General features: G+C 70.7%; 27 protein-coding genes. 12 read left to right on the top strand and 15 right to left on the bottom strand.

Annotation, left to right across the window (positions count from 1 at the left end):
• The first annotated feature begins 53 nt into the window (after positions 1-53).
• Positions 54-1,094, top strand: coding sequence for a matrixin family metalloprotease (locus tag AC0IY1_RS10940; protein WP_471769472.1), 1,041 nt, complete (start codon positions 54-56; stop codon positions 1,092-1,094).
• 57 nt (positions 1,095-1,151) lie between these two features.
• Here the strand turns inward: AC0IY1_RS10940 and phoB are convergent, their stop codons facing one another.
• The 6 genes from phoB to pstS form a co-directional block, all read right to left on the bottom strand.
• Entirely contained in the window at positions 1,152-1,856 is a 705-nt protein-coding gene (gene phoB, locus AC0IY1_RS10935; RefSeq protein ID WP_055957273.1) for a phosphate regulon transcriptional regulator PhoB, read from the bottom strand.
• 29 nt (positions 1,857-1,885) lie between these two features.
• Positions 1,886-2,611, bottom strand: a complete 726-nt coding sequence (gene phoU / locus AC0IY1_RS10930) for a phosphate signaling complex protein PhoU (protein WP_055957276.1) — start codon at positions 2,609-2,611, stop codon at positions 1,886-1,888.
• Between the two features lie 86 nt (positions 2,612-2,697).
• Positions 2,698-3,516, bottom strand: a complete 819-nt coding sequence (gene pstB, locus AC0IY1_RS10925) for a phosphate ABC transporter ATP-binding protein PstB (RefSeq protein ID WP_055957279.1) — start codon at positions 3,514-3,516, stop codon at positions 2,698-2,700.
• Positions 3,517-3,568: 52 nt separating this feature from the next.
• On the bottom strand, positions 3,569-4,462 hold the full coding sequence (pstA, locus tag AC0IY1_RS10920; protein ID WP_471769470.1) for a phosphate ABC transporter permease PstA: 894 nt from the start codon (positions 4,460-4,462) through the stop codon (positions 3,569-3,571).
• Positions 4,463-4,495: 33 nt separating this feature from the next.
• Positions 4,496-5,470 carry a phosphate ABC transporter permease subunit PstC gene (gene pstC / locus AC0IY1_RS10915; protein ID WP_055957283.1) on the bottom strand — a complete coding sequence of 325 codons (975 nt, stop codon included), beginning with the start codon at positions 5,468-5,470 and terminating at the stop codon, positions 4,496-4,498.
• A 282-nt stretch (positions 5,471-5,752) separates the two neighbouring features.
• Complete coding sequence (gene pstS, locus AC0IY1_RS10910) at positions 5,753-6,790, bottom strand: phosphate ABC transporter substrate-binding protein PstS (RefSeq protein ID WP_055957287.1); 1,038 nt, start codon at positions 6,788-6,790, stop codon at positions 5,753-5,755.
• A 338-nt stretch (positions 6,791-7,128) separates the two neighbouring features.
• Between pstS and AC0IY1_RS10905 the strand changes: the two genes are divergently transcribed.
• Complete coding sequence (locus AC0IY1_RS10905) at positions 7,129-8,016, top strand: HpcH/HpaI aldolase/citrate lyase family protein (protein ID WP_471769468.1); 888 nt, start codon at positions 7,129-7,131, stop codon at positions 8,014-8,016.
• Positions 8,013-8,504 (top strand): dUTP diphosphatase, encoded by a 492-nt coding sequence (gene dut / locus AC0IY1_RS10900; protein ID WP_471769466.1) that lies wholly within the window; start codon positions 8,013-8,015, stop codon positions 8,502-8,504. The genes AC0IY1_RS10905 and dut overlap by 4 nt, the downstream gene beginning before the upstream one ends.
• 10 nt (positions 8,505-8,514) lie before the next feature.
• Here dut and AC0IY1_RS10895 read toward each other — a convergent pair whose 3' ends face one another.
• Positions 8,515-8,721 (bottom strand): DUF3606 domain-containing protein, encoded by a 207-nt coding sequence (locus AC0IY1_RS10895; protein ID WP_103710735.1) that lies wholly within the window; start codon positions 8,719-8,721, stop codon positions 8,515-8,517.
• 150 nt (positions 8,722-8,871) lie between these two features.
• Here AC0IY1_RS10895 and motA point away from each other — a divergent pair, with 150 nt between their 5' ends.
• The 8 genes from motA to AC0IY1_RS10855 all read left to right on the top strand — a co-directional run bounded on the left by motA (position 8,872) and on the right by AC0IY1_RS10855 (position 15,099).
• Entirely contained in the window at positions 8,872-9,744 is an 873-nt protein-coding gene (gene motA, locus AC0IY1_RS10890; RefSeq protein ID WP_103710734.1) for a flagellar motor stator protein MotA, read from the top strand.
• Between the two features lie 2 nt (positions 9,745-9,746).
• Entirely contained in the window at positions 9,747-10,679 is a 933-nt protein-coding gene (locus AC0IY1_RS10885) for a flagellar motor switch protein FliM (RefSeq protein WP_103710732.1), read from the top strand.
• Positions 10,663-10,962: a hypothetical protein gene (locus AC0IY1_RS10880; RefSeq protein WP_055957304.1), complete on the top strand. Its 300-nt coding sequence runs from the start codon at positions 10,663-10,665 to the stop codon at positions 10,960-10,962. The genes AC0IY1_RS10885 and AC0IY1_RS10880 overlap by 17 nt, the downstream gene beginning before the upstream one ends.
• Before the next feature lie 107 nt (positions 10,963-11,069).
• Entirely contained in the window at positions 11,070-11,471 is a 402-nt protein-coding gene (gene fliN / locus AC0IY1_RS10875) for a flagellar motor switch protein FliN (RefSeq protein WP_055957308.1), read from the top strand.
• Complete coding sequence (locus tag AC0IY1_RS10870; RefSeq protein WP_471769464.1) at positions 11,452-12,519, top strand: flagellar motor switch protein FliG; 1,068 nt, start codon at positions 11,452-11,454, stop codon at positions 12,517-12,519. The genes fliN and AC0IY1_RS10870 overlap by 20 nt, the downstream gene beginning before the upstream one ends.
• Positions 12,520-12,545: 26 nt before the next feature.
• A complete protein-coding gene (gene flhB / locus AC0IY1_RS10865) occupies positions 12,546-13,607 on the top strand; it encodes a flagellar biosynthesis protein FlhB (RefSeq protein WP_055957312.1) in 1,062 nt (353 codons plus the stop codon).
• Between the two features lie 35 nt (positions 13,608-13,642).
• Positions 13,643-14,059: a hypothetical protein gene (locus AC0IY1_RS10860; RefSeq protein ID WP_245436323.1), complete on the top strand. Its 417-nt coding sequence runs from the start codon at positions 13,643-13,645 to the stop codon at positions 14,057-14,059.
• Positions 14,060-14,415: 356 nt separating this feature from the next.
• Positions 14,416-15,099: a response regulator transcription factor gene (locus AC0IY1_RS10855; RefSeq protein WP_055957318.1), complete on the top strand. Its 684-nt coding sequence runs from the start codon at positions 14,416-14,418 to the stop codon at positions 15,097-15,099.
• Between the two features lie 173 nt (positions 15,100-15,272).
• On the opposite strand, the gene AC0IY1_RS10850 is transcribed toward AC0IY1_RS10855, so the two are convergent.
• Positions 15,273-15,521, bottom strand: coding sequence for a hypothetical protein (locus AC0IY1_RS10850; protein WP_471769462.1), 249 nt, complete (start codon positions 15,519-15,521; stop codon positions 15,273-15,275).
• 501 nt (positions 15,522-16,022) lie between these two features.
• On the opposite strand from AC0IY1_RS10850, the gene AC0IY1_RS10845 reads away from it, so the two are divergent.
• Positions 16,023-16,241, top strand: coding sequence for a hypothetical protein (locus AC0IY1_RS10845; protein ID WP_146056414.1), 219 nt, complete (start codon positions 16,023-16,025; stop codon positions 16,239-16,241).
• Positions 16,242-16,268: 27 nt separating this feature from the next.
• Here AC0IY1_RS10845 and AC0IY1_RS10840 read toward each other — a convergent pair whose 3' ends face one another.
• The 7 genes from AC0IY1_RS10840 to fliF all read right to left on the bottom strand — a co-directional run bounded on the left by AC0IY1_RS10840 (position 16,269) and on the right by fliF (position 24,190).
• On the bottom strand, positions 16,269-16,625 hold the full coding sequence (locus AC0IY1_RS10840; protein ID WP_055957323.1) for a cupin domain-containing protein: 357 nt from the start codon (positions 16,623-16,625) through the stop codon (positions 16,269-16,271).
• Between the two features lie 144 nt (positions 16,626-16,769).
• Complete coding sequence (locus AC0IY1_RS10835) at positions 16,770-17,408, bottom strand: transglycosylase SLT domain-containing protein (protein WP_471769460.1); 639 nt, start codon at positions 17,406-17,408, stop codon at positions 16,770-16,772.
• Positions 17,362-19,116 carry a flagellar hook-length control protein FliK gene (locus AC0IY1_RS10830; protein WP_471769458.1) on the bottom strand — a complete coding sequence of 585 codons (1,755 nt, stop codon included), beginning with the start codon at positions 19,114-19,116 and terminating at the stop codon, positions 17,362-17,364. The genes AC0IY1_RS10835 and AC0IY1_RS10830 overlap by 47 nt, the downstream gene beginning before the upstream one ends.
• On the bottom strand, positions 19,113-20,387 hold the full coding sequence (locus tag AC0IY1_RS10825) for a chemotaxis protein MotC (protein ID WP_471769456.1): 1,275 nt from the start codon (positions 20,385-20,387) through the stop codon (positions 19,113-19,115). The genes AC0IY1_RS10830 and AC0IY1_RS10825 overlap by 4 nt, the downstream gene beginning before the upstream one ends.
• Positions 20,387-21,799 carry a MotB family protein gene (locus tag AC0IY1_RS10820; RefSeq protein ID WP_471769454.1) on the bottom strand — a complete coding sequence of 471 codons (1,413 nt, stop codon included), beginning with the start codon at positions 21,797-21,799 and terminating at the stop codon, positions 20,387-20,389. Before AC0IY1_RS10820 ends, AC0IY1_RS10825 begins: the two co-directional genes overlap by 1 nt.
• A gap of 4 nt (positions 21,800-21,803) precedes the next feature.
• Positions 21,804-22,493, bottom strand: a complete 690-nt coding sequence (locus AC0IY1_RS10815; protein WP_471769452.1) for a hypothetical protein — start codon at positions 22,491-22,493, stop codon at positions 21,804-21,806.
• The gene (gene fliF, locus AC0IY1_RS10810) at positions 22,493-24,190 is read right to left on the bottom strand and encodes a flagellar basal-body MS-ring/collar protein FliF (RefSeq protein WP_055957336.1); all 1,698 of its coding nucleotides are present in this window, start codon (positions 24,188-24,190) and stop codon (positions 22,493-22,495) included. Before fliF ends, AC0IY1_RS10815 begins: the two co-directional genes overlap by 1 nt.
• Positions 24,191-24,251: the final 61 nt, after the last annotated feature.

Genomic DNA, 24,251 nt, shown 5'->3' with positions numbered 1-24,251 from the left:
ATTTCGCAACCTCTGCCGCCGACCCTGGCCCGAAGAGACGGGAGGGCCAAGCGATGGGGGATTATGCGCTGGAAGGTCCGCGCTGGGGCACGGGCGCGGCGGGCACGAGCGGCGGTACCGTCACCTGGGCCGTCGACGGCACGATTCCCACCAGCTTCGTGAGCCTTCTCCAGGCCGCCTTCGCCACCTGGGCGGCGGCCGCCAACATCGCGTTCCAGCAGGTGGCCACGACGGCCAGCGCCCAGATCGACGTCACCCTCGGGGGAATCGACGGGCTCGGCAACACCCTGGGCTATGCCCATTATACCTATAGCGGCCAGCGCATGCAGTCGGTGGAGATCACCTTCGACAGCGGCGAGGGCTGGCACGCCGCCTCCGGCGGGCGGGTGGTCAGCACCCAGAACGTCGATCTCTCCCTGGTGGCGCTGCACGAGATCGGCCACGCGCTCGGCCTCGATCACTACAACACCAAGCCCGAGGTGATGAACGCCATCCTCAACACCAGCATCAAGACCCTGGCGGCCGGCGACCTCGCCGGAATCCAGGCCCTGTACGGCGCGCCGAGCGCTCCGGTGGTGGCCGTGGCCGCACCGTCGAGCCCGGTCGCCGCCTCCACCGCCCCGGCGGTCACGGCGGTGTACCGGTTCTACGACACCCATACGGGGGATCACTTCTACACGACGAGCACCGCCGAGAAGGCGCAGATCCAGCAGACGCTGCCGTGGTTCAACTACGAGGGCACTGCCTGGGCGGCCCCGGCCAAGGGCGCCGACACGGTGGACGTGTTCCGGTTCTTCGACACGGTCTCCAACGCCCACTTCTTCACGACAAGCGTGTCCGAGCGGGACCAGGTCCTGAAGACCGCGCCGAGCTACAAGTACGAGGGCGTGGCCTTCGAGGCCTACGCCGATGCCAGCGCCCCCGGCGGCCTGACCCTGGAGCGCTTCTACAACACCCAGACCGGCCAGCATCACTTCGCCGGCAGCGCCGAGGAGGCCAACGGCATCAATCACGGCGTCGCGGGTCCGGGCTGGGTCGACGAGGGCAAGGCCTTCACCGTCCACCTGCCCACCGACACGATGATGTTCGCCTGAGCGGCGGGGCCGGCCACTCGGCTCGGCGACTTGGCTCAGCCCAGCGACTCGGCCCGGCTACTCGGCTTCGGTCTCGAACATCTCGTCGAAGGAATAGCCCGAGCCGCGCACGGTGCGGATCGGGTCGCTCTGGCGCGGGCGGTTCAGGGCTTTGCGCAGGCGCCCGACATGGACGTCGACGGTGCGCTCGTCGATGTAGACGTCGTGGCCCCAGACGCCGTCGAGGAGCTGCTCGCGGGAGAACACCCGGCCGGGGCTCTGCATCAGGAACTCGAGGAGCTTGAACTCGGTCGGCCCGAGATGGATCTCGCGGCCCTCCCGGCGGATGCGGTGGCTGACCCGGTCGAGCTCGATGTCGCCGGCCACCAGCAGGTTGGCGACGTGGGCGGGCTTGGCCCGGCGCAGCAGGGCGCGGACCCGGGCGAGGAGCTCGGGCACCGAGAACGGCTTGACGATGTAGTCGTCGGCGCCGGTTCCCAGGCCGCGGATGCGGTCGCCCTCCTCGCCCCGCGCCGTCAGCATGATGACCGGCAGCCGCTCGGTTTCGCGCCGGGCGCGGATACGGCGGCAGAGCTCGATCCCCGACAGGGCGGGCAGCATCCAGTCGAGCAGGACGAGGTCGGGCACCTGCTCCTGCAGGCGCAGGTCCGCCTCGTCGCCGCGGGCGGCCGAGTCGACGATGAACCCCTCGGCCTCGAGGTTGTAGCGGAGGAGAAGGGTCAGGGCCTCCTCGTCCTCGACGATCAGGATACGCGTACTCATCGTGCGCTTTCGATCAGACCGGCACGGGGTCAGGCCGCGCCGGGCATGTCCACGGTGGCGTAGTTGGAGGCGTCGTTCTTCGGGCGCTCGCGCTCGGCCAGCAGGTTCTCGCCGGTGACGAGGTAGTGGATCGTCTCGGCGATGTTGGTGGTGTGGTCGCCGATGCGCTCGATGTTCTTGGCCACGAACAGGAGGTGCGTGCAGAACGAGATGTTGCGCGGATCCTCCATCATGTAGGTCAGGAGCTCGCGGAACAGGGAATTGTAGAGGGCGTCGATGGCGTCGTCGCGCTCCCAGACGCCGAGGGCCGCCTTGATGTCGCGGCTGGCATAGGCGTCGAGGACGTCCTTGAGCTGCTCCTGCACCAGGTCGCTCATGTGCTGGACGCCGATGACGATCTTCTGCGGCTGGATCTGGTCGGCGATCGCCACGACGCGCTTGGCGACGTTCTTGGCGAGGTCGCCGATGCGCTCGAGATCGTTCGACACCCGGATCGCCGTCACGGTCTCGCGCAGGTCGATGGCCAGGGGCTGGCGCCGGGCGATGAGCAGGATCGCCCGCTCCTCGATCTCGCGCTGCAGGGTGTCGAGGCGGGTGTCGGCGGCGATCACCGCCTGGGCCAGGGGCGCGTCGCGGCGCACCAGGGCCTCGCCGGCCTCGGTCATCATCTTCTCGGCGATGCCGCCCATCTCGGAGATCGAGCGGCGCAGGTCCTCAAGGTCCGTATCGTAGGATTTGACGATGTGGTCGGGCATGGGTCTCGCTCCTCGATCGGGCCCGCCTGTCCGGTGCCCGCCCTGGCGGTGATGTGGGGCGCGGGCCGATCCCGGCCGGCGGAGGATCAGCCGAAGCGGCCGGTGATGTAGTCCTGCGTCTGGCGCTTCTCCGGGTTCATGAAGATGCGCGTCGTCGGGCCGAATTCCACCAGCTCGCCGAGATACATGAAGGCGGTGAACTGCGAGATGCGCGCCGCCTGCTGCATGTTGTGCGTGACGATGACGATGGTGAATTCCGAGCGCAGCTGCTCGATCAGCTCCTCGATGCGGCCGGTGGAGATCGGGTCGAGGGCCGAGGTCGGCTCGTCGAACAGGATCACCTCGGGGCGCTGGGCCACCGTGCGGGCGATGCAGAGGCGCTGCTGCTGGCCGCCCGAGAGGCCCATGCCGGACTGCTTGAGCTTGTCCTTCACCTCGTCCCAGAGGGCGGCCTTGCGCAGGGATTCCTCGACGCGCACGTCGAGGTCGGCCTTGGGCAGCTTCTCGTAGAGGCGCAGGCCGAAGGCGACGTTGTCGTAGATCGACATTGGGAACGGGGTCGGCTTCTGGAACACCATGCCGATGCGCGAGCGCAGCTCGTTGAGGTCGACCTTGGAATCCAGCACGTTCTGGCCGTCGAGGAGGATCTCCCCTTCCGCGCGCTGGTCCGGATAGAGGCTGTAGATCCGGTTGAAAGTGCGCAGCAGGGTGGACTTGCCGCAGCCCGACGGGCCGATCAGCGCCGTGACCTGGCGGTCGTGGAAGTTGAGGTTGACCGACTTCAGGCCGTGGAAGCTGCCGTAATAGAAGTTCAGGTCCTTGACGGCGATGCGGACCGGTGAGGACTCGTCGGCCTTGTGGCGTCCGGTGAGCTGCGCGGACGTGATCCCGGGGGCGGCGTTCATCGGTTCAAGATCCTATCAGTCGAAGGAGCGGGGACAGGCGGCGCGCGGGTGGTCAGCGCGACCGCTCGGTCTTGATGACGAAGCGGGCCACGATCGAGAGGGCGAGGATCGTGACGGTGATCAGGAGGGCGCCGGCCCAGGCGAGCTGCTGCCAGTTCGCATAGGGCGAGAGGGCGAACTGGTAGATCATCACGGGCAGGTTCGGCACGCCGCCCATCAGGTTGGGGGCGAACCAGCTGTTGTTGTTGAGCGCGGTGAAGAGCAGCGGCGCGGTCTCGCCGGCGATGCGGGCCAGCGCCAGGATGATGCCCGTGACGATGCCGGCGCTGGCGCCGCGCCAGGTGATGCTCTTGATGACGATCGACGGCGGGGCGCCCAGGGCCGCGCCGGCCTCGCGCAGGGTCGAGGGCACGAGGCGTAGCATGTCCTCGGTGGTGCGCACGATCACCGGCGTCGCGATGATGGCCAGCGCCACCGCGCCGGCCCAGCCCGAGTAGGAGCCCATCGGGCGCACCATCAGCGTGTACACGAACAGGCCGATGAGGATCGACGGCGCCGAGAGCAGGATGTCGTTGAGGAAGCGGATGACGTCGGCGACCTTCGAGTTGCGGCCGTACTCGGCCAGGAACGTCCCCGCCATCACGCCCACGGGCGTCGCCACCAGGATGGCCAGGAGGGTCATCACCAGGCTGCCGAGGATCGCGTTGGCGATGCCGCCGCCCTCGGAGCCGGGCCCCGGCGTCGGGGCGGTGAAGAGGGTCGGCGAGAAGCCCTGGATGCCCTCGACCACCAGCATGAACAGGATCGAGCCGAGCACGACGATGCCCACCAGCGTGGCGATCGTGCTCGCCAGGATCAGCGCCCGGTCGGCGATCCGGCGACCGGAACGGACCCGGCTGACCCGGACCGGGGCGGCGGTGGTGGCGAGGGGGTTCGCGGCGTCCATGATGCGGCTCCTGACGTCTCGGTGAGGCTGGCCTCAGGCGACCTTCGCGCGGCGGGTGAGGAGGCGCGCGATGATCAGGACGAAGAAGGTGATGACGAAGAGGATGCAGCCGAGCGCCATCAGGGAGTTCAGCTGCAGGCCGTCGGCCTCGTTGAACTCGTTGGCGATGCGCGAGGCGATGGTGGAGCCCGGGTCGAAGACCGAGCCCGAGAGGCGGTTGGCGTTGCCGATCACGAAGGTCACCGCCATGGTCTCGCCGAGGGCCCGGCCGAGGCCCAGCATGATGGCGCCGATGATGGAGACCGAGGCCTGGGGCACCAGCACGTGGCGCACCACCTCCCAGGTGGTGCAGCCGATGCCGTAGGCGCTCTCCCGCAGCACGGTCGGGATCTGATCGAGCATGTCGCGGGTGATCGAGGCCACGAAGGGCACGATCATGATCGCCAGGATGATGCCGGCGGTGAGGATGCCGACGCCCGAGGGGACGCGGGCATAGAACAGGGTGCCGACGATCGGCATGCCCTCGACCAGGTTCGACACCGGCACCTGCACGAAGCGGGCGAAGAGCGGGGCGAACACGAACAGGCCCCACATGCCGTAGATGATGCTCGGCACCGAGGCGAGGAGCTCGATGGTCATCGAGACGGGCTTGCGGGCCCAGCCGGGGCAGAGCTGCGTCAGGTAGATGGCGATGCCCAGCGAGAGCGGCACGCCGATCAGCAGGGCGAGGACGGCCGAGGCCAGGGTCCCGACGATGGCCACGAGGCCGCCATACTGCTCCTGCCCGATGTTCCAGACGGTGGAGGTGATGAAGCCGAAGCCGAATTGCTGGAAGGCCGGCCAGGCGCCGTACGCGATGGAGGCCAGGATGCCGGCGAGGACCAGGAGCACCAGGAACGCCGCGCCGTAGGAGGCCGCGCGGAACAGGCTGTCGCCGAGGCCGCCGGGCGTCTTGCGGGCCGAGGCGCGGTCCCGCGTCAGGGCGATCTGGTCAGTCAAGGCGGCCATCCGAATGTCTTCTCTTCACCGGGCGGCGTCCTACCCTGCGCCGGTCGCCGGCGCGAGAGGGGATCACCGGTTCGTTGCCAGGGGGTGGCGAAACGGAGGGGGTGGCGAAAGGGGGTGGCGAAGGGGGAGCCCGGCATCGCGACGCCGGGTACGTCGGTCGCTGTCACGGGGGCGCGGTGGGTCGCCCCCCTGGCCCCGCGGGCGGAGCGCCCGCGGGGTTCGGCCTCACCCGTCGAGGACGGGCTTACAGGGTGAAGACGGGCTTACCTGTTGAAGACGGGCTTACATGTTGAAGACGGGCTTGCCGTCCTTGCCCTTGATCTCCTTCCACGCGTCGTGGATCTGGCTGACGACGTTGTCGGGCAGCGGCACGTAGTCGAGGTCGGTGGCGAGCTTGTCGCCGTTCTTGTAGGCCCAGTCGAAGAACTTCAGCACTTCGGCGGTGCGGGCCGCGTCGGCCGGGTCCTTGTGGACCAGGATGAAGGTGGCGGCGGTGATCGGCCAGGCGCCCTCACCGCCCTCGTTGGTCAGCGAGATGCCGAAGCCGGGGGCGGCTTTCCAGTCGGCGCTGGCGGCCGCGGCCTGGAAGGCCTTGTCGTCGGGCTGCGGGAACTTGCCGGCCTTGTTCTGGATCAGGGCGTAGCTCAGCTTGTTCTGCTTGGCGTAGGCCGACTCGACGTAGCCGATGGCGTTCGGGACCTGCTTGACGGTGGCGGTGACGCCCTCGTTGCCCTTGCCGCCCTGGCCCACCGGCCAGCTGATCGTGGTGGCCGCGCCGTAGTCCTTCTTCCAGGGCTCGGAGACCTGGGACAGGTAGGTGGTGAAGATGTTGGTCGTGCCCGAGGCATCCGAACGGTAGACCGGGGTGATGTTGGCGTCGGGGAGCTTCAGCCCCTCGTTCAGCTTGGCGATCTTGGCGTCCGACCACTTGGCGATCTTGCCGGCATAGATCTCGGCGATGACCTCGCCGGTGAGCTTCAGCTTGCCGGGCTCGATGCCCGGGATGTTCACCACGGTGACCACGCCGCCCATGACGGTCGGGAACTGGACGAGGCCGTCCTTGTCCAGGGCGGGGCCCTTCAGCGGCGCGTCGGTGGCGCCGAAATCGACGGTCTTGGCCTGGATCTGCTTGATGCCGCCGCCCGAGCCGATGGACTGGTAGTTCAGTCCGAGGCCGCTCTCCTTGCGGTAGGCCTCGGCCCACTTGGAGTAGATCGGGAACGGGAAGGTGGCGCCGGCGCCGGTGATCTCGGCCGCCTGCGCGGGGGCGAGGGTGGCGAGGCCGAGGCCCACGAGGGCGGCGAGGGTCGTAAACTTCATCTGTGGTCTCCTCGAGGAGCGCGCATCGGCCTGCGGGCGGTGCCCGTGAGCCGTTGTGCACTGCGCCATACGGTCGGTTGGACCAAGGCGGTATGACGATTGCACGACAGTTCGATGACAAAGCCCGGGACGCGGGCGGGACGGCGGCGGCCGGCGCGGTTTTCCGGGGATGACGGGCCGGCGACCGGCCGGCGTCGCCGCCTTGAATCGGGGTTCGCCGGGGGCTATCGCCGGGGCCGCGGGCGAGTCGCTGCCGGTCGAGGCCTCGATCGGGACGGCGCGCCGCCGGGTGCGGACGTGCGGCGCCCGATCCCCGACCGTGCCTCAAGGGATGCCCCATGACCGAGATCCGCCCGCGCCGCAGCGTCCTGGCCATGCCGGGGTCGAACCCGCGCCTCCTCGTGAAGGCGCGCACGCTCCCCACCGATGTGGTGATGATCGACCTCGAGGATGGGGTGGCACCCGAGACCCGCGCCGCGACGCGCGAGGCCGTGGCCCGCGCCGTGTCCGAGGGCGGCTTCGGGCCGCGCGAGGTCGTGGTGCGGATCAACGCCCTCGACACGCCCTACGGCGAGGACGACCTCGCCGCCATCGCGCCGGCCGGGCCGGACGCGATCGTGGTGCCGAAGGTGACGGGGGCGGATGCCCTGGTGGCCGTGGGCTCGCGCCTGCGCCGCCTCGGCGCCCCGGACCGGACCCGGACCTGGGCGATGATCGAGAGCCCGATGGCGATCCTGCACCTCGCCGACATCGCCAGCTCGGCCCGGGACGTCGACACCCGGCTCGCCTGCCTCATGGTGGGGCCGAACGATCTCGCCAAGGCCAGCCGGCTGCGCCTCGGCGTGCCGGGCCGCCCGGCCCTGCTGCCCTGGCTGATGAGCGTGATCGCCGCCGGGCGCGCCTACGAGATCGACGTGATCGACGGCATCTACAACGACTTTCGCGATGCGGAGGGCTTCGCAGCCGAGTGCGCCCAGGGCCGCGATTGCGGCTTCGACGGCAAGATGCTGATCCATCCCGACCAGATCGCCCCGGCCAACGCCGCCTTCGGCCCCGACGCGGCCGAGATCGCCTGGGCCCGGCGCATCCTCGCCGCCTTCGCCGAGCCGGAGAACCGCGCCCGCGGCGTCATCGGCCTCGACGGCAAGATGGTGGAGCGCCTGCACGCCGCGGAGGCGACGCGGACCGTGGCCCTGGCCGACGCCATCGCGGCCCGGACGGCGTGAGCGCGGCCCTCGCCGTCGAGATCCGCCTCCTCGACGGACGCCTCTCCGGCTGGGGCTTCCCGCGCTGGGGCTCGGCGGCCGCCGCGGGCCTCGACCTGCATGCCTGCCTCGAAACCGGGCTCGAGCTGGCGCCCCAGGGCCCGCCAGCCCTGATCCCGGCGGGCTTCAGCCTGGCCATCCGCGACCCGGGCTGGTGCGGACTGGTCTTCCCGCGCTCCGGGCTCGGCCATCGCGAGGGCCTCGTCCTCGGCAACGGCACCGGCGTGATCGACGCCGATTACGAGGGGCCGCTGATGATCTCGGCCTGGAACCGCAATCCCGGCGGGGCCGGCCTGCGCATCGCGCCCGGCGACCGCATCGCCCAGCTCGTCTTCACCCGCGTGACCCGGCCGACGCTGACGATTCGCGAGGGCGCCGATGACGCGGCGGCGCCCGGGGAAGCCGGCAGCCGCGGCACCGGCGGCTTCGGCTCCACCGGGCGCCGCTGAGGCCTGCGCCTCACACGATGCCGCTGCCCTCGAACGGCCAGGGCCGGCCGAGCCGCGCGGCGACCTTCTCGGGCTCGTGGCCGACCGCGGCCACGGCGGCCTCGACCTCCTCGCGCGGCACCTCGAAGCGGCGGGCCCAGTAGGCCAGGGTCCAGGGCTCCGAGACGTTGACGGTGGCGGGCTCGTGGTCGTTGTCGGGGGTCGCGCTGCTGCTCATGGCGTGTCTCGCTGCGGTGTCGGGTCCCTCCCTAACGCGCGGCCCGGCCGACGGTGCGTTTTCCCGCGCCTCATCCATCCAGCCCCGCGCAAGCCATCCTGCGTAGGTCGACGGCATCGGATTCCACATCCCCATCGGAGGCTTTGAGCCTTGGGCGTTCTGATCGGCCTCGTCATCGCAATCGGCTGCATGCTCGGCGGCTTCGTCGCCATGGGCGGCCACCTCGTCGTGCTCTGGCAGCCCTGGGAGTTCGTCATCATCGGCGGCATGGGCGCCGGCACCTTCGTCATGGCCAACCCGATGAAGACGGTGGTCGATACGGGCAAGGCCAGCCTCGACGCGCTCACCGGCAAGGTGCCCAAGCGCAAGGACTACCTCGCCCTCCTGGGCCTGCTGCACGCCCTGATCCGCGAGCTGAAGACCAAGCCCCGCAACGAGGTCGAGCCGCATCTCGACGACCCGGCCAATTCGGAGATCTTCAAGGCCTACCCGGACGTGGCCAAGAACGCCGACCTCGTGCTGTTCATCTGCGACTATGCCCGCCTGATCCTGATCGGCAATGCCCGCGCCCACGAGATCGAGGCGCTGATGGACGAGGAGATCAGCGGCTACCGCAAGGACCGCCTCAAGCCCTACGGCGCCGTGACCACGGTGGCCGAGGCGATGCCGGCGCTGGGCATCGTGGCGGCGGTGCTCGGCATCGTGAAGGCGATGGGCGCCCTGGACCAGTCGCCGCAGATCCTCGGCGGCCTCATCGGCGCCGCACTCGTGGGGACATTCTTCGGCGTGTTCATGTCCTACGGCGTGCTCGCCCCGTTCGCGATCAAGATCAAGACCATTCGCGAGAAGCAGAACCACGTCTACATCATCGTGAAGCAGAGCCTGATCGCCTACATGAGCGGAGCGGTGCCGCAGATCGCCGTCGAGCACGGACGCAAGGGCATCTCGCTCGGCGACCGTCCGACCATCGACGAGGTCGAGAACGCCACCGTCACCGGCGGCGCGCAGCGGGAGGCCGCCTGAGCATGGACGGCCCCACCGGGAACGCCGCCGACATCCGCGCCCGCCTGATCGAGGCCGGGGGCCTGTCCCTCGACCGGATGCCGATGCTGAACGTGGTGTTCGACCGGCTCACCTCGGGCTGCTCGGACAACCTCAAGCCCCTCGTCGCCTCGCCGGTCTACTTCGCCTTCAACGGCTTCGCGAGCGGCCGCTTCGGCGAGATGCTCGACGCCTACGAGAACAACGCGGTGGCGGGCATCTTCCACGCCCCCGAATGGGACAGCCACATCCTGGTCGGCCTCGACCGGGACTTCCTCTTCACCATGGTGGAGGCCCTGTTCGGCAGCGACGGGGGCGAGCCGCCGGTGGAGGACGAGCGCGCCTTCTCCAGCCTCGAGATCCGGCTGGCGCAGACCATCCTCGAACAGGTCGGCCGCGCGCTCGAATCGTCGTTCTCCCTGGTCTCCGCGACGCCGTTCCGCCTGGAGCGGACCGAGACCCGGATGGAATTCGCCGTGATCGGCGGACGCAACAACAAGGCGGTGGAGGCCAAGTTCACGATCCAGGCGCTCAACCGCGGCGGCGAGATGTTCCTCATCCTGCCCCAGTCGGTGATCAATCCGATGCGGCCGGCCCTGTCCAAGGTGCTCACCGGCGACACGGCCGCCCGCGACCCGAAATGGACGCAGCAGATCGCCGCCGAGGTCCAGAAGGCGGAGGTCACCCTGCGGGCGGTGCTCGAGGAGCGCCTGCTGACGCTGGGCGAGATTGCCGATCTCAAGGTCGGCCAGATCATCGGCCTCGACGCCACGCCGTCGACGCGGGTGAAGCTCGAGGGCAATGACCGCCCGCTGTTCTGGTGCCACATGGGCCAGGCCCAGGGCTCCTACGTGCTGCGGGTCGACGAGGCCATCGCACAGGACAAGGAAGGCACACCCGATGACACCGTGGGTTGACACCATTCTGCTCGTGGCCCTGGTGGCGACGAGCGCCTGCGTGGTGCCGATGTACCTCAAGCTGAAGCGCCTCGACCGGACCCAGGCCGAGTACGGCCGCATCCTGACGCAGTCGGGCCAGGCCCTGGCCCAGGCGGGCGATGCGGTCCGCAACTTCAGCACCGAGGGACGCGAGATCCTGGAGGCCCTCGACCAGCGCATCGGCGAGGCGCGCCAGACCCTCGCCGAGCTGGAGGCCAGCCGACGCGATCTTGCGGCCACACGCGCCACCCAACTCGGCTGAGGCCGGCCGATCGGCTTGCGCCCCGGCCGACTTTCCCCGATCCTTTCCCTTCCGCTGCCAGACGACTCTTCCCCTGACGTTCGATTGCAGCCCCTGACGAGCGGACGATGAGCAACAGCCCCTTCGACGATGCGGACCTCGCGTCCACCGGCACCGCCCCGGTCTTTCCGACCGTTTCGCCGACCGTCTCACCCGGCGTCGCCTCCGCGGGGCCGGAGGCGGGCGACGCGCGGATCGGCGATGGCCGCAACCTCGATTCGATCCTGCGCATCCCGGTGCTGATCCAGGTGGTCCTCGGCTCGGCGACGATGCCGGTGGCCAACCTGATGAAGCTCGGGCGCGGCGCCATCGTGCCCCTCGACCACCGGGTCGGCGAGCCCGTGGACGTCACCGTCAACGGCCGCGTCGTGGCCCGGGGCGAGATCGTCGTGGTCGAGGAGGACAATTCCCGCTTCGGGGTCTCCCTGACCGAGATCGTCGGCCCGGCCGATGCCGGCCAGAACGGCTGAGGACGAACCCGTGGCGAGCGTGCCGATCCCCCACCGGACGCAGGGCGTCCTCCGGCACCTCAACCCCGTGGACGAGGTCGCGGCCCTGCTGCTCGCCATGGGCAAGCCGGCGGCCGGACGCCTGCTGAAATACTTCGATCCCGACGAGATCCGGCGCATCACGCGCTCCGCGACCCAGCTCGGCACCGTCAGCGCCCACCAGCTCGACGACATCGTCGAGATGTTCTCGCACGAGTTCGCCGCGGATGGGCGCCTCGTCGGCACCGCGTCGGAGGTGGAGAAGCTCCTCACCGGCCTGCTCCCCGCCGACCAGGTCGCCGAGATCCTGGCCGATGTCCGGGGCGATGCCACGCGCTCGGTCTGGGAGCGCCTGACCACGGTCTCCGAGGGCGTGATCGCGAGCTACCTGATCAAAGAGCACCCCCAGACCGCGGCCCTCGTGCTGTCCCGCCTGAAGCCCGCGGCGGCCGCCAAGGTGATGGCCCACCTGCCCCAGCCCACCCGCAACACGGTGATGCGGCGGATGCTGAGCTTCAAGCCGGTCTGCGACGAGGTCATCGCCACCGTCGAGCGCGCCCTGCACGAGGACCTGCTCGCCAGCGGCGCCCGCAACGGCGGCGCCGACACCCACGCGAAGATGGCCGACATCATCAACAAGATGGAGCGGACCCAGATCGACGAGGTGCTCACCAGCCTGTCCGAGTCGCGCCCGAAATCCGTGGAGATCCTGAAGGGCCTGCTCTTCACCTTCGACGACATCGTCAAGCTCCAGCCCCGGGCCCGGACCACGCTGTTCGACGCCGTGCCCAACGACCGCCTAATCCTGGCGCTCAAGGGCACCGACGCCGAGTTCCGCAGCGTCATCCTCAGCGCCCTCTCCGCCCGCGTCCGCCGCATGGTCGAGCACGAGCTGAACGGCGGCGAGCCGGCGGCGCAGAAGGACGTGACGGAGGCCCGCCGCAGCATCACCGACCTCGCCCTCGAGATGGCCGGGCGCGGCGAGCTGGAAATCAATTCCGGGGACGAGGTCGAGGCCCTCGTCCGCTAGGGACGGAGGCCTGACCCGGCACCGCGATGTCCGACGAGGATCAGGAGAGCAAGACCGAAGCCGCCTCCGAGCGGAAGATCCGGGAGGCCGTCGAGAAGGGCGACGTCCCGTTCTCCCGGGAGGCCCCGATCTTCGCCTCCATCCTCGGCCTGCTCATCGTCCTCAGCTTCGTCGTGCGCGACGCGGTCACGCCCCTGCTGCAGTCGCTCGCGCCCTTCCTCGACCATCCCCGCGACTTCGCCCTGGAGAACAACCAGGACGTCGCCCGGATTCTCGAAGGAACCGCGATGGCGGCCGCGCGCTTCCTGATCCCTGTGGTCCTGATTCTCGGACTCTGCGGCCTCGTCTCCGCCCTGATCCAGAACGTGCCGAGCCTCGTGGGCGAACGCATCCGTCCGCAATGGTCGCGCATCTCGCCGGCCGCGGGCTGGGGACGAATCTTCGGAAAATCGGGTCAGGTCGAGTTCCTGAAATCGGTCCTTAAATTTTTAGGCATCAGTCTCGTCTGCCTGCTGCTCCTGCGCTCGGAGGGCCGCAAAGCCGTGAGTGCCATGTTCGCCGACCCGAGCCAGATCCCGGATCTCATCCTCACCGTCTCGATCCGGCTGGTCTCGGTCGTCTGCATCGCCACCATCGTCATCGTGGCCATCGACCTGGTCTGGTCGCGCCTGCGCTGGCAGCGCTCGCTGCGGATGTCGAAGCAGGACCTCAAGGACGAGCACAAGCAGACCGAGGGCGATCCCCTGGTGAAGAGCCGCCTGCGCTCCCTGGCCCAGGACCGCTCCCGCAAGCGGATGCTTGCGAACGTGAAGCAGGCCACTGTGGTCATCGCGAACCCGACGCACTACGCTATCGCACTCCGGTATGCGCGAGATGAGCAACCTGCGCCTCTCGTTCTCGCCAAGGGGAAGGACCTCGTGGCGCTCCGCATCAGAGAAATCGCCGAAGCGAACGGCATTGCGGTCGTGGAAGACAAGCCTCTCGCAAGGTCCCTGTACGACAGTGTCGAGGTGGACCAGATGATTCCCGCGGAGTTCTACAGCGCAGTGGCTCAGATCCTGTTCTTCCTGTTCTCGAAGGCTCGCTGATGACCGAAGCGTCCTCTTCCCCCGGAGCCCTCTCCGTGGACGTCCCGGACGTGCTCGCCGATGCCGAGCGCGTGTTCGCCAACGCGATCCGGGACTTCATCGCCGAGCTGTGCCTCCTCGACGGCGGCATCCTGATCGGCTGGGTGCAGGCCGCCCGGCACGGGAACATCGCTGACCTCGTCGCCTCCTCCGCCGAGCCGTATTTCAAGGAAGCGACCATCGCCTACGCGGATGGGGCCGACGTCCGGTTCGACTGGGGCCGCTCGCTCACCGTGGTGCTCGACATGGAGTTCGTCAGCGAACCCGTGACGGTGTTCTTCAAGCTCATCCTCGACGGCGTCTACGTCGGCGTCGCGATCCAGCGGATCCTGGCCGACCAAGGCCCGAGCTTCTGCCTCGACGGCTTCGAGACGGCCCTGGCCGAGGCCCGCCTGACCCGCGCCGCCGCCTGAGCGACGACCGGGCGGACAGCCTGGTTCGACTCCGCAGAATCGACCCGGCAGGATCGACCCCGCAGAATCGACCTGGCAGGACCGAACGGGTCCGGCCGCGCCGCCCCTCACCCGCACCGCGACAGTTTGCCGACGCGCCGATCGCGCGATCACATCTGCGTGTGATCCGAACGTCATTGACGGCGCCGGCGATGCCCGACATTGCTGAATGATGGGCGACTCGATCAGTCGGGCTGGACTTGAGGAGTGAACTTGCGGAGTGAAGTGCAGGCTCCGCAACGACCCCTGATTGTTTCGCTTCCCGACCGTAACCCAGCACACACCCTGACCGTCGCAAGATCATCCGGAGATTGCCGATGTATGTCCTGGTCGACGAGCGGCCTTCGGTGAATTCCGGCTACAAGGCGAGCTTCGACCGCGAGGGCATCTCCTCCCTCGGCCTCGACCCGCAGGAATTCACCCACTGGTTCCAGTCCTCCTCCCGGGTCGACCGCGAGGCGATCCAGGGCTTCCTCCTGGGCGATTTCGAGGGCCGGGCGAAGTGCGCCACCCTGATCCGCAAGCTGTCGCGCGCGCCCATCATCGCTCTGAGCGACGTGCGCTCCCTCGACCAGACCCTGCAACTCTTCGAGGCGGGCATCGACGACGTGCTGCCCAAGCCCGTCCATATCCGTGAGATCCTGGCACGCTCCGAGGCGATCTGGCGCCGGGTGAATGCCCAGGCGGGCCCGGTCCGCGAGGCGCCGCCCGAGCCCGAGCGCCTGAAGGTGCATTTCGACGGCCGCGACCCCGAGGTGGACGGCGAGGTGCTGCCCCTGCCGCGGCGCGAGCGCCACATCCTCGAGTGCCTGGTGCGCAACCGGGGCAGGCGGATGACCAAGTCGCAGATCTACAACATCGTCTACGGCGTCTACAGCAACGGCGTCGAGGAGAGCGTCATCGAGGGCCACGTCAGCAAGCTGCGCAAGAAGCTCAGCCAGCGCCTCGGCTACGACCCGATCGAAGCCAAGCGCTTCATGGGCTACACCTTCGTCGGCTGAGGCCGGCGCGGCGAGCGACCGGCGCCTGACCCGCGCGCATCAAGGGCGCCCGCGCGACCTGGGTTTGCAACGCAACGGGCCCACCGAGGCGGATCCCGGGGGGATCGCTCAGTGAGCCCGTGTTCGACGACGTCAGCGGACGGACCGCAGGGTCCAGGCCGTCGGTCGCGGCTTCAGAAAGAACCGGTCGTCTCGACTTCGCTGCCGGCCTGCGCGCTCTGCGCGGCGGTGCCGGACTTCGTCGGAGCGACGGGCTGAGGCGTGGTGGTCAGGTCGCCGAGGCTGCGCACCTGCTGGGTGTCGCGCGCCTGCTCGCGGAACAGCGGGGGCGTCAGGTAGAGGGCCTCACCCGCCATGGCCGCGCCCGTGGCGAAGGTGGCGGAGGCGAGGACGGTCAAGGCGAAGAGGCGGGTCGCGCGCATCTGAAATCTCCGGTTTGGCTGGCAACGTGCCTGCCGTTGAGGAGATAGAACCACATTTTTGTGCGCTGCGACTTGCTGATTTTGCAACGCACCATAATGCGCGCCTTGAGAAGTCCAGCCACTATAGCGCATGCTCCAGAGGAGGGGTCGCCGGGGATATGGGCCCGGAGCCATGTCATGGACGCATGGTCGTCAAATTGAGGAATCCGCCGGCCAAATTTAATTTTCGCGCGCATCAATTGTATTTTGATGTTTGCCGGTGAGAAACAGCACACGCCCCGGCTTTACTCAGCATCCACCGCGTCTTGCGCCGCCCCGTGCTTGCATCGGGGGCCTCGAGCACCGGCCGCTGATCTCGCGGCGCCTGCGCGGTGATTCAGCCGACAGGCACGGACGCATCGTCGGCCCCGAACGCCGATGGGCTGGAGAACTCGTTCACCATGTTGCCCCGCTCACACATCCGTGACGGTCTCAAGCGACGACGACGGACGTTCCGCCTTCATGCGTATGTCCCAGTCGGCTCTCCCCGCGCTACATACCCTGGCCGTCCTGCCAGCCCGCGACGCAGATATGCTGCTGGGCTCCGCCGAGCGGCTGTACCTGGCCCAACCGGGTGAGGAACAGCGCAAGGCCTTGAGGCGCATCGCCGTCTATCGCCGCGTCCTCGGCCTGCCGCCGTCGATGCAGCTGATGCAGGAGCGATGGGCCGCGTCCGCCTAGCGGGCCGGCCGGGCCCGGGACGAGCGTTCAGGATCGTGCGGGCAGGGACGGCTCCGCGCCGGGCGCCGCGCGCGTCACGAGGGCCTCGGGACGCTTCACCTCGATCTCGATGAAGGCGATCGGGTGGTCGGAGCCATTCATCACATCGTGCCGGATGCCGGCCGGGCGGCTATAGGCCTGTCCGGCCTCCAGTGCGCTGTCGGTGACCCGGTCGCCGTCATGCACCCTGAGGGTTCCGGCCACCAGCATCACGACGAAGTAGGGCCAGCCGTGCTCGTGCCAGCCGGTGACCGCGCCGGGGGCGAAATCCCAGCGCGTGATGCGCAGGGTCGCGTCGTCCTGCTGGAGGGTGGCGACCGCCGGGATGGTGCAGACAAAGGCCATTCGGGTTCCTTCCTGAACCGGGGCGCTCGCAAAGTCGGAGCCACTTCGCAGGGCCCGGAGGCCGTCCGGCCCCCCGGGGTCTCGGACATGTCGCCAGGGACGGTCCGGCGGCGTTCGCGAGCGCGCGCGACCGTCAGCAGCGGCCTACTGGCAGAAGCTGCGCGCGGCCGGCGTCCAGGCGCCGAAGCCCGTGGCCACCATGTTGGTGATGACCCGGCAGACATACTGCTTCTGGGCCGGATTGTTGTTCGGACCCGCATGATAGCGCGCCACCGCCAGGGTCCAGCTGCCCTCGCGCGCCTTCAGCTGCTTCAGGAACAGGGTCGCGTACTCGACGTTCTGGCGCGGGTCGATCATCGCCTCCAGGCTGGTGAACTTCTCGCGGTGATAATGATGGTTGATCTGCATGCAGCCGAGGTCGACGAGCTTGATCCCGCTCGCCCGCGCCTGGGCGAGCTGGCTCATCACGTCGGCGGCGCTGGTGCCGAAATAGGCCCGGCCCTGGATGTTCATGGCGTAGGGCTGCAGCGAGCCGCGCTTGCCGCTCTCCGTGAGGCCGACGGCGTAGAGGACGCCGAGCGGAACCCCGTGCTTGGCCGAGGCCCCCGCCATCTCGCGCTCGCAGATATTGGCCGAGGCCGGCAGCGCCGCGGCCTTTCCCGGCACCGGGGGGGCGCTGTTGGCCAGGGCCGCGCCCGGTCCGGGCACGGCCAGCCCGGGGATGCCCAGGCCCGGGTTAGAGGTAAACGCCGCTGCGATCAGGGCTGCTCGAAAGGCTCTCATGCTTCCGCTCGTGGAGGTCGGAGGCGGCCGGATCGCCGCCCGGGGAGGACCGGCGCCCGGCCTGATCCTGGGTGGGGCGGCCCTGGTTCGCGCCGGACTCGCCCTGACCCGGGAAGCCCTGTGCACCCTGTCCCTGTTGCGAGCCTGGATTCCCCGATGCGCCCCGGCTCTCGGCCGAGGCCGACGTGACGGTGACGGTGACGCTCTCGGGCCGGTAGCCGCCCTGGCGCAGGAGGTCGTTGAGGACCTCGCCGCCCTCGCGGAGCAGGCGCGCCGAATCCTCGCGGCTGGCCTGCAGGTTCATCTCGAGCTGCCCGTCGCGCAGGCGCATCCGCACCAGCACGGTGCCGAGATCCGCCGGGTGAAGCTGCAGCGTGAGGAGCTTCAGGGGTCCCTCCCCGGCCGGAGCTCCGGGCAACGCGCCGGGGACGGCCCCGGCCGGTCCGCGCGGCAGTTCCGCCAGGACGGCCGCGGCCACCTGCTGGGCCGGCGCGGCGGCCGGGCCGGACAGGGCCCCGGCCGGCAGGGACGGGGTGGTGGACAGGTTCGCTTCGGCAGCGCCCGGGAGGGCCGGCTCGAGACCGCCCCGGGCCGCGCGCGCGGCCGCGGTGCCGGCCTCGACGGACGCCGCGACCGGTTCGACGCGCAGGATCGGCGACGGCGTCGCGGCGGGCCGTTCGGCCGCGACCGGTCCCTCGCCGCCACGGACCGGATCGCGCCTGGGCGCCGCGCCGTCGCCCGTGGGCGACCCAGGTGCGCGCGGGGGAGCGGCAGAGGCAGCGGCAGCAGCAGAGGCAACCGTGGCCGAAGCGGCAGCGGAGGCGAGCGCGACCGGCGCCGGAGCTGATACCGGAGCCGCGAGGGCTGGCGGCGGCGCGGCGGGCTGTTCCGGAGGGACTGGAGCGCTCGATGCGGGCAGGCTCGCCGGGCCGGCCGACGGCAGGGCCGGTATCGGGAGGATGGGACCCGGCCCCGGGCCGGCCGCAGCGGCGGCTCCGCCGGGGGCCTGGCCCCCCGCGGCATCGGGCAAGAGGGCCGCGGCAGTCGGCAGGCCGGACGCATTCGGCGCGGGGACGGCCGCCGGCGATCCGCCGACGAGGCTCGGGAGCACCGGCGCGAAGTGGGTCTCGCGCTGGAGCACGGCGATCCGGGGCCGCGCCTCGGCGCTCGCGGCCTGCGGCACGAGGCCGGCCGCGCGCGGATCCGTTCCGGCAAGCAGGTTCGGCCCGGCCAGCGGGTTCGGCCCGGCCAGCGGGTCCGTCCCGGCCAGCGGGTCTGTCCCTGCTAACAGGTCCGTCCCGGCCAAGCCGTCGGCTCCCGCGGGCGGGGTCGCCGGCCCGGCGGTCACGGCCTGCCCCGGGGCCTGAGCCGGCAGGGCGCGGGCGACCAGGGTCTCGAGGGAGATCGCCTGCGGCTTCGGAGCCGGGGCGCCGGCGGGGACGGCCGTCGGAACCACGAGGGCGAGCAGGGCCAGGGGATCCGTCTCCTCGCCGGGCGGTGCCGGGGCGGCCTCGTCGTCGCGGCGGCGTCCCGGACGGTCGGGCTCGGGCGTGGTCGTCGCGTCGGCGTTGCGTCCACCCGCGAGGGCGCCGAGCACGGCGCCGAAGGCGTCGCGGCTCGCCTCCGGCGTCTCCGCGCCCGCGCTGCGGGGGCCAGGCGCGTCCGGCAGAGCGCGGGGACCGGGAGAGGTGGCACCGAGGGTATTCAACGCTCGCTCCTGCGCATGATCTCGTCGATGCGCCCGATGGCGTCCTGCGCCCGGGCGATGGATGGCGCGACCGGCAGGACGCGGGGACCCGTCGGTTCCGCCCGGACCGGCATCGGGGCGGGCGGGCCGGCCCGGATCTCCCGCGCGGTCGAGAGCGCGGCGTCCAGGAGATCGCGGTCGGCCGCGTCCAGCACGGCGCGGTCGGTCATCCGCAGGGTTTCGACGGATTCGTCGAAGCGCCCCTCCACGACGAGGAGGGCCGCCGCCCGGTAGAGGCGCGCGCGCACCATCTCCGGCGAGCCGGATTCCGCCAGGGTGACGCCGCGCTCGGCGGAGAACACCGCCGTGGTGGTCTTGCCCTGATCGAGGGCGGCCCGGGCCAGGAGGAGGTAGAGTTCCCGCCGCCCCTCGAGCTCGATCTCGTCGAGCATGGCCTGGAGGCGGGCGAAGCGGACGTCGTCGCCGGCGAAGTCGAGGCGGGTGAGCGCGGCGGCGAAGCGCTGGCGGAAGTTGCCCGCATAGACCGAGTGGCGGAAGCGCCGCAGGTACTGCACCGCCAGGGTCTCGAATTTCACCAGGTCGTTGGCCTGGGCCAGCACGAAGATCTCGCGGCGCAGCGCCCCCTCCTCCACCAGGGTCCCGGGGGCGAGCAGGCGCGCGAGGTCGAGGAGCCGGATCGACTGGGTGGGGTCGTCCCGCACCACCAGGGCGGATTGCGCCAGGGCGAGCTGCGCGCCGAGGCTCACCGGAACCACGAGCGGGTCGATCTTCACGAGGAGGGCGCGGGCCTCCTTCTCGCGTCCCTCGAGATAGGCGAGCGCGCCGAACACCACCGGCCGCTCGGCCTCCGGCACCTTGCCCGACGCGACGAGGTGGCGCAGCAGCGCCGGCCCGCCGCCGCCGAGCCCGAAGGTCACCGCGGCGTGCACGCTGACGGGGTCGGCCCAGACCTCGGGATCGAGGCCGACCATGCGCGATTCCGCCAGGGACAGGAAGGCGCGCTGGCCGTGATGGGCCTGGGCCGAGCCCTGGGCGATCCGGTCCTGGAGCAGCTGCAGCGTGCGCACCAGCTCCACCGGAACCGGGCGCGGGGCCACCGGCAGGGGCTCGATCGGGGCGGCCGGGGCGGCGCCGTGCCCGCCTCCCTGATCGCCACCCGCGCCATGATCGCCCCCGCCGTGGGACTCCGCCCCCCAGGCGGCCGGGACGAAGCCCAGGCCGGCGAGCAGGAGGCAGGCGATCCGCGCGCGGCGCAGCCCGGCGGCCCGCATCACTCGGGCCGCGCCCGCAGCAGGATCTCGATGCGCCGGTTCTCGGCCGCCTTCGGATCGGCGGGATTGCGCGGCTGACGGTCGGCATAGCCCTCGATGCGTTCCAGGCGCGCATCGGGCACGCCGCCGCGCACCAGCATGTAGGAGGCCATCTGCGCCCGGGCCGAGGACAGCCGCCAGTTGTCGTAGACCTCGGAGCGGAAGGGGCGCGCATCGGTGTGGCCGCGCACGACGATCCGGCCGGGCCGGTCCTTGAGGATGCGGGCGACCTGCTCCAGGGCCCGCACCACCTTGGCCTGCGGCTCGGCCGAGCCGACGCTGAACATCGCGAAGTTCACCTCGTCGGTGAGGCTGATGAGGATGCCCTCGCCGGTGCGGCGGACCTCCATGTGGGGCGCCGGAGCGCCGCCCTGCGTCGGCAGGGCCTTGGCGATCTCGGCCTTGATCTCGGCCATCGTCGCGGTCTCGGCGGCATCGGCCGCCTGCCGGGCCGCATCCGCGGATTTGGCCTCGGCGGATCTGGCTCCCGCCGGCACCGTCTCGACGGCGGCCTTGTCGGCGGCAGCCTTCTCGACGGCAGCCTTGTCGGCGGCGGACTTGTCGACGGCGGACTTGTCGGCGGCGGATCTGGCCTCCGCCTTCGCGTCCCTGGGCGCTTCGGCCTTGGCGAGCAGGGCCATCACCTTGGCGTCGGCCTCGCCCGGCAGGGCCGAGGCGACCTTGATCGCCGCGGGCTTCGCCCCGGGGGCGGCCGCGCGCACGTCGGGGCGGGTTTCCTGCGGCAGGGGCGTCACCGTGCCGGTGGACCCGGCCTGCTCGGTGCGCGTCTTGGCGAGCGGCGCCACCTGCCAGTAGAGCGGATCGAAGGGATCGCGGGCCGCCTCGCCGCCCTTGATGCCGGGCTCGCCGGTCTCGGTCACCACCGCGTCGGCCGAGGCCGTCTCCGGGCCGGGTTCGAGCTCGGCGGCGAGCTTGGCCAGGACCGCGTAGGGATCCTGGAACAGGGCCGCCTCGCGGGCACGGCTGCCCGGCGGGCCGGACGCGCCCTTGCCGTCGGTCTTGGCGTCCGACTTGGCGTCGGATTTCCCGCCCTTGCCCTCGGCGCTGCTGTCGCCGGTGCCGCCGTCGGGCTTGCCTTCTTCGGGCGTGGGCTCGCCGGGCTTGTTCTGGGGATCGCGCAGGCCCTTGCGATCGAAGCTCACGTCGGCGAGCTTCACCGGGTTGAAGTACTCGGCGATGGCCGACTTCGTCTCCTTGGTGGTGGAGCCGATCAGCCACAGCACCAGGAACAGCGCCATCATGGCGGTCATGAAGTCGGCGAGCGCGATCTTCCAGGCGCCGCCGTGGTGACCGTCCTCGTGGTCGCCGTGGCGCTTGATGATGATGATCTCGTGGTGGCCCTCGTCCGCCATCGGGTCAGGCTCCCTGGACCGCGGCGGTCATCAGGCGGCCCCAGGCGCCGAGCTGGGTCTCGATCACGGTCTGGTCGGCCTGCACCGAGACGTCGACGGCGTCGGAGGGCTGGAACGCGATGGTGGCCTCGAAGGGGCCGAGCTTGCCCGCCACGGCGTCGAGAATGTCGGCCGGTCCGCTCACCCGCACGGGCGCACGGGCATCGCCGAGGATGCGGGCGAGGCTCTGGGCCAGCTCGTCGACGGCCTGGCGGCGCAGGGCCTCGGTCAGCACGGGCACGAGCAGATGCCCGACCCGGTCGGTGAGCCCGGCGCCGAGGGCCTGGAGCGCGTCGGAGAAACCGGTCGCGAGGCGGTCGCCCTCGTCCACGCACCAAGCCTGGCGCATCTCGACGAGGCGGGCCTCGTGATCCGCCTGCAGGCAGGCGATCACCGAGGCGGATTCGGCGGCGGCCTCGGCCCGGCCGAGTTCGCGTCCGCGCTCCAGGCCCCTTGCCTCGGCGGCGCGGAGCAGGGCCTCGCGGTCCTCCGGCGGTTCCACGGGCCGGCGCAGCAGGGCCGCGAGGCCTTCGGAGGGACGGGGCGCCGCGGCAGCGGCAGCGGCAGGCGCGGCGGCGCGGGGGGCCGGAGCGCCGCGGACCGGCACGACGGCGTCGGAGAAATCGGGAAGGAGGCGGGCGATCGCGGGGGCCATCACGCGGCCTCACGCAGGAGCCAGCGCTTCAGGATCTCGGCGGCCTGCGCCTCGTCGGCCTCGATCATCTGCTCAAGTCTCTTCTGGGGCGAACGATTCAGTTTCTCGGTGAGGTCCTCGATCATGCTGGCGACCGGGCTCTGGCCGGGCGCCGCGAGGCTCGGGACCGCGTCCGGATCGGCGCCGAGGGCGGCGTTGGGACCGGCGAGCGCCGCATTCGGCGCGGCTGCGGCGAGGGCCTGGGCCTCTGCCGCCGCGGCCAGGGCGCGGGCCTCCTCCTGCTGGGCGGCCGGGATCTCCAGGATGGCCCGCATGGCGGGGCGCAGGCCGAACCAGATCAGCAGGCCCGCGACCAGCAGGATGGTCCCGGCGTTGATCAGGGTGGCCGACTGGCGCATCAGCACGTCGGTGAGGCTGAGGGGGGCCACCGGCTCCAGGGGCTGCCCGTCGTTGACGAAGCCGACGGCGGCGACCTTCACGTTGTCGCCGCGCTCCTTGTTGAAGCCCGCGGCGGAGCCGACGAGCTGCTCGATCTCGGCGACCTGCGCGTCGATGGCGGCCTTGCTGGCATCCGGCCCGGCCAGGGCGGTGAGGCGGGCGCGGTTGACGAGGACCGCCACCGAGATCTGCTTGATGTTGTAGCCGTCGCTCACCGTCTGGATCGTCTTCGAGGAGATCTCGTAGTTCGTCAGATCCTCGCGCTTCTGCGTCTCGTTGCTGGCGGTGTCGCCGCCATCCGAGCGGGCGCGCTGGTCGGGCAGGTTCTGCTGCGTGGTGGTGGGCCGCTGGGCGGCGTTGCGGTTCTGCGAGTTCTCGGTCTCGCGCACGGCCCGGGTCGAGCGCTCGACGCGCTGGTCGGGGTTGAAGATCGTCTCGTTCTGCACGGTCTTGTCGGTGTTCAGGCGCGCCGCGACGCTGACCTCGAAGTTGCCGACGCCGAGATAGGGAGTCAGGGTCCGGCGAATGTTGTCTTGGACCTCGTGGCCGATGGTCTTCTCCAGGGTCGCCATCTTGCCGGTGGGCACCGCATTGGCATCGTCCCCCGAGAGCAGGAGCGAGCCGTCCGAGCCGATCACGGTGACGCGGTCGGGCTTCATGCCGGGCACCGCGGAGGCGACGAGGTGGCGGATCGACTGGGCGCCGCTGACGTCGTCGGCGGGCTCGGTCCGCACCACCACCGAGGCGGAGGGGGGCTGCTGGTCGCGGCGGAACGAGCCGCGATCGGGCAGGACGATGTGCACGCGGGCGGCCTTGACGCCCTTCATGCCCTGGATCGTGCGGGCGATCTCACCCTCCAGGGCGCGCACGCGGGTCACCTCCTGCATGAACGAGGTCATGCCGAGGGAGCCGAGGTCGTTGAAGAGCTCGTAGCCGGCCTTGGAGCTCTGCGGCAGGCCCTTCTCGGCGAGCAGCATCCGGGCCTGGGCCGTGTGGCCGTAGGCGACCAGCACCGCCGCGCCGTCGGCGCTGACGTCGAAGGGGATGTTGGCGTCCTTGAGCACGCTGCCGATGCGGCCGACATCCTCGCGGCTCAGCCCCGTGTAGAGCGTCTCCTGGGCGGGCCGGCTGAGGTAGAAGGCGCCGAGGCCGACGGCGAGGAAGACCACCACGCCGATCAGCGACAGGGCGGCGATCCGCCGGCCGCCGAGCGCGAGGATGTTGTTCCAGAGCCGTTCGGCGTGCTGAAGACCGGACATTCGGTGGGCTGCTCCGCTACGGATCCGCGATCCGATAGCGTCCCATCGCCCGCCAGCCTTG

Source organism: Methylobacterium sp. AC690, assembly GCF_979256535.1.
The sequence above is the reverse complement of the archived record's forward strand: the minus strand, read 5'-3'. Positions and strand labels throughout refer to the sequence as shown.

Bases quoted from the DNA above. Each gene is read 5' to 3' on its own strand.
- AC0IY1_RS10940 (WP_471769472.1), top strand. From the start codon at position 54: ATGGGGGATTATGCGCTGGAAGGTCCGCGCTGGGGCACGGGCGCGGCG.
- phoB (WP_055957273.1), bottom strand. From the start codon at position 1,856: ATGAGTACGCGTATCCTGATCGTCGAGGACGAGGAGGCCCTGACCCTT.
- phoU (WP_055957276.1), bottom strand. From the start codon at position 2,611: ATGCCCGACCACATCGTCAAATCCTACGATACGGACCTTGAGGACCTG.
- pstB (WP_055957279.1), bottom strand. From the start codon at position 3,516: ATGAACGCCGCCCCCGGGATCACGTCCGCGCAGCTCACCGGACGCCAC.
- pstA (WP_471769470.1), bottom strand. From the start codon at position 4,462: ATGGACGCCGCGAACCCCCTCGCCACCACCGCCGCCCCGGTCCGGGTC.
- pstC (WP_055957283.1), bottom strand. From the start codon at position 5,470: ATGGCCGCCTTGACTGACCAGATCGCCCTGACGCGGGACCGCGCCTCG.
- pstS (WP_055957287.1), bottom strand. From the start codon at position 6,790: ATGAAGTTTACGACCCTCGCCGCCCTCGTGGGCCTCGGCCTCGCCACC.
- AC0IY1_RS10905 (WP_471769468.1), top strand. From the start codon at position 7,129: ATGACCGAGATCCGCCCGCGCCGCAGCGTCCTGGCCATGCCGGGGTCG.
- AC0IY1_RS10895 (WP_103710735.1), bottom strand. From the start codon at position 8,721: ATGAGCAGCAGCGCGACCCCCGACAACGACCACGAGCCCGCCACCGTC.
- AC0IY1_RS10885 (WP_103710732.1), top strand. From the start codon at position 9,747: ATGGACGGCCCCACCGGGAACGCCGCCGACATCCGCGCCCGCCTGATC.
- AC0IY1_RS10880 (WP_055957304.1), top strand. From the start codon at position 10,663: ATGACACCGTGGGTTGACACCATTCTGCTCGTGGCCCTGGTGGCGACG.
- fliN (WP_055957308.1), top strand. From the start codon at position 11,070: ATGAGCAACAGCCCCTTCGACGATGCGGACCTCGCGTCCACCGGCACC.
- AC0IY1_RS10870 (WP_471769464.1), top strand. From the start codon at position 11,452: ATGCCGGCCAGAACGGCTGAGGACGAACCCGTGGCGAGCGTGCCGATC.
- flhB (WP_055957312.1), top strand. From the start codon at position 12,546: ATGTCCGACGAGGATCAGGAGAGCAAGACCGAAGCCGCCTCCGAGCGG.
- AC0IY1_RS10855 (WP_055957318.1), top strand. From the start codon at position 14,416: ATGTATGTCCTGGTCGACGAGCGGCCTTCGGTGAATTCCGGCTACAAG.
- AC0IY1_RS10850 (WP_471769462.1), bottom strand. From the start codon at position 15,521: ATGCGCGCGACCCGCCTCTTCGCCTTGACCGTCCTCGCCTCCGCCACC.
- AC0IY1_RS10845 (WP_146056414.1), top strand. From the start codon at position 16,023: ATGCGTATGTCCCAGTCGGCTCTCCCCGCGCTACATACCCTGGCCGTC.
- AC0IY1_RS10840 (WP_055957323.1), bottom strand. From the start codon at position 16,625: ATGGCCTTTGTCTGCACCATCCCGGCGGTCGCCACCCTCCAGCAGGAC.
- AC0IY1_RS10835 (WP_471769460.1), bottom strand. From the start codon at position 17,408: ATGAGAGCCTTTCGAGCAGCCCTGATCGCAGCGGCGTTTACCTCTAAC.
- AC0IY1_RS10825 (WP_471769456.1), bottom strand. From the start codon at position 20,387: ATGCGGGCCGCCGGGCTGCGCCGCGCGCGGATCGCCTGCCTCCTGCTC.
- AC0IY1_RS10820 (WP_471769454.1), bottom strand. From the start codon at position 21,799: ATGGCGGACGAGGGCCACCACGAGATCATCATCATCAAGCGCCACGGC.
- AC0IY1_RS10815 (WP_471769452.1), bottom strand. From the start codon at position 22,493: ATGGCCCCCGCGATCGCCCGCCTCCTTCCCGATTTCTCCGACGCCGTC.
- fliF (WP_055957336.1), bottom strand. From the start codon at position 24,190: ATGTCCGGTCTTCAGCACGCCGAACGGCTCTGGAACAACATCCTCGCG.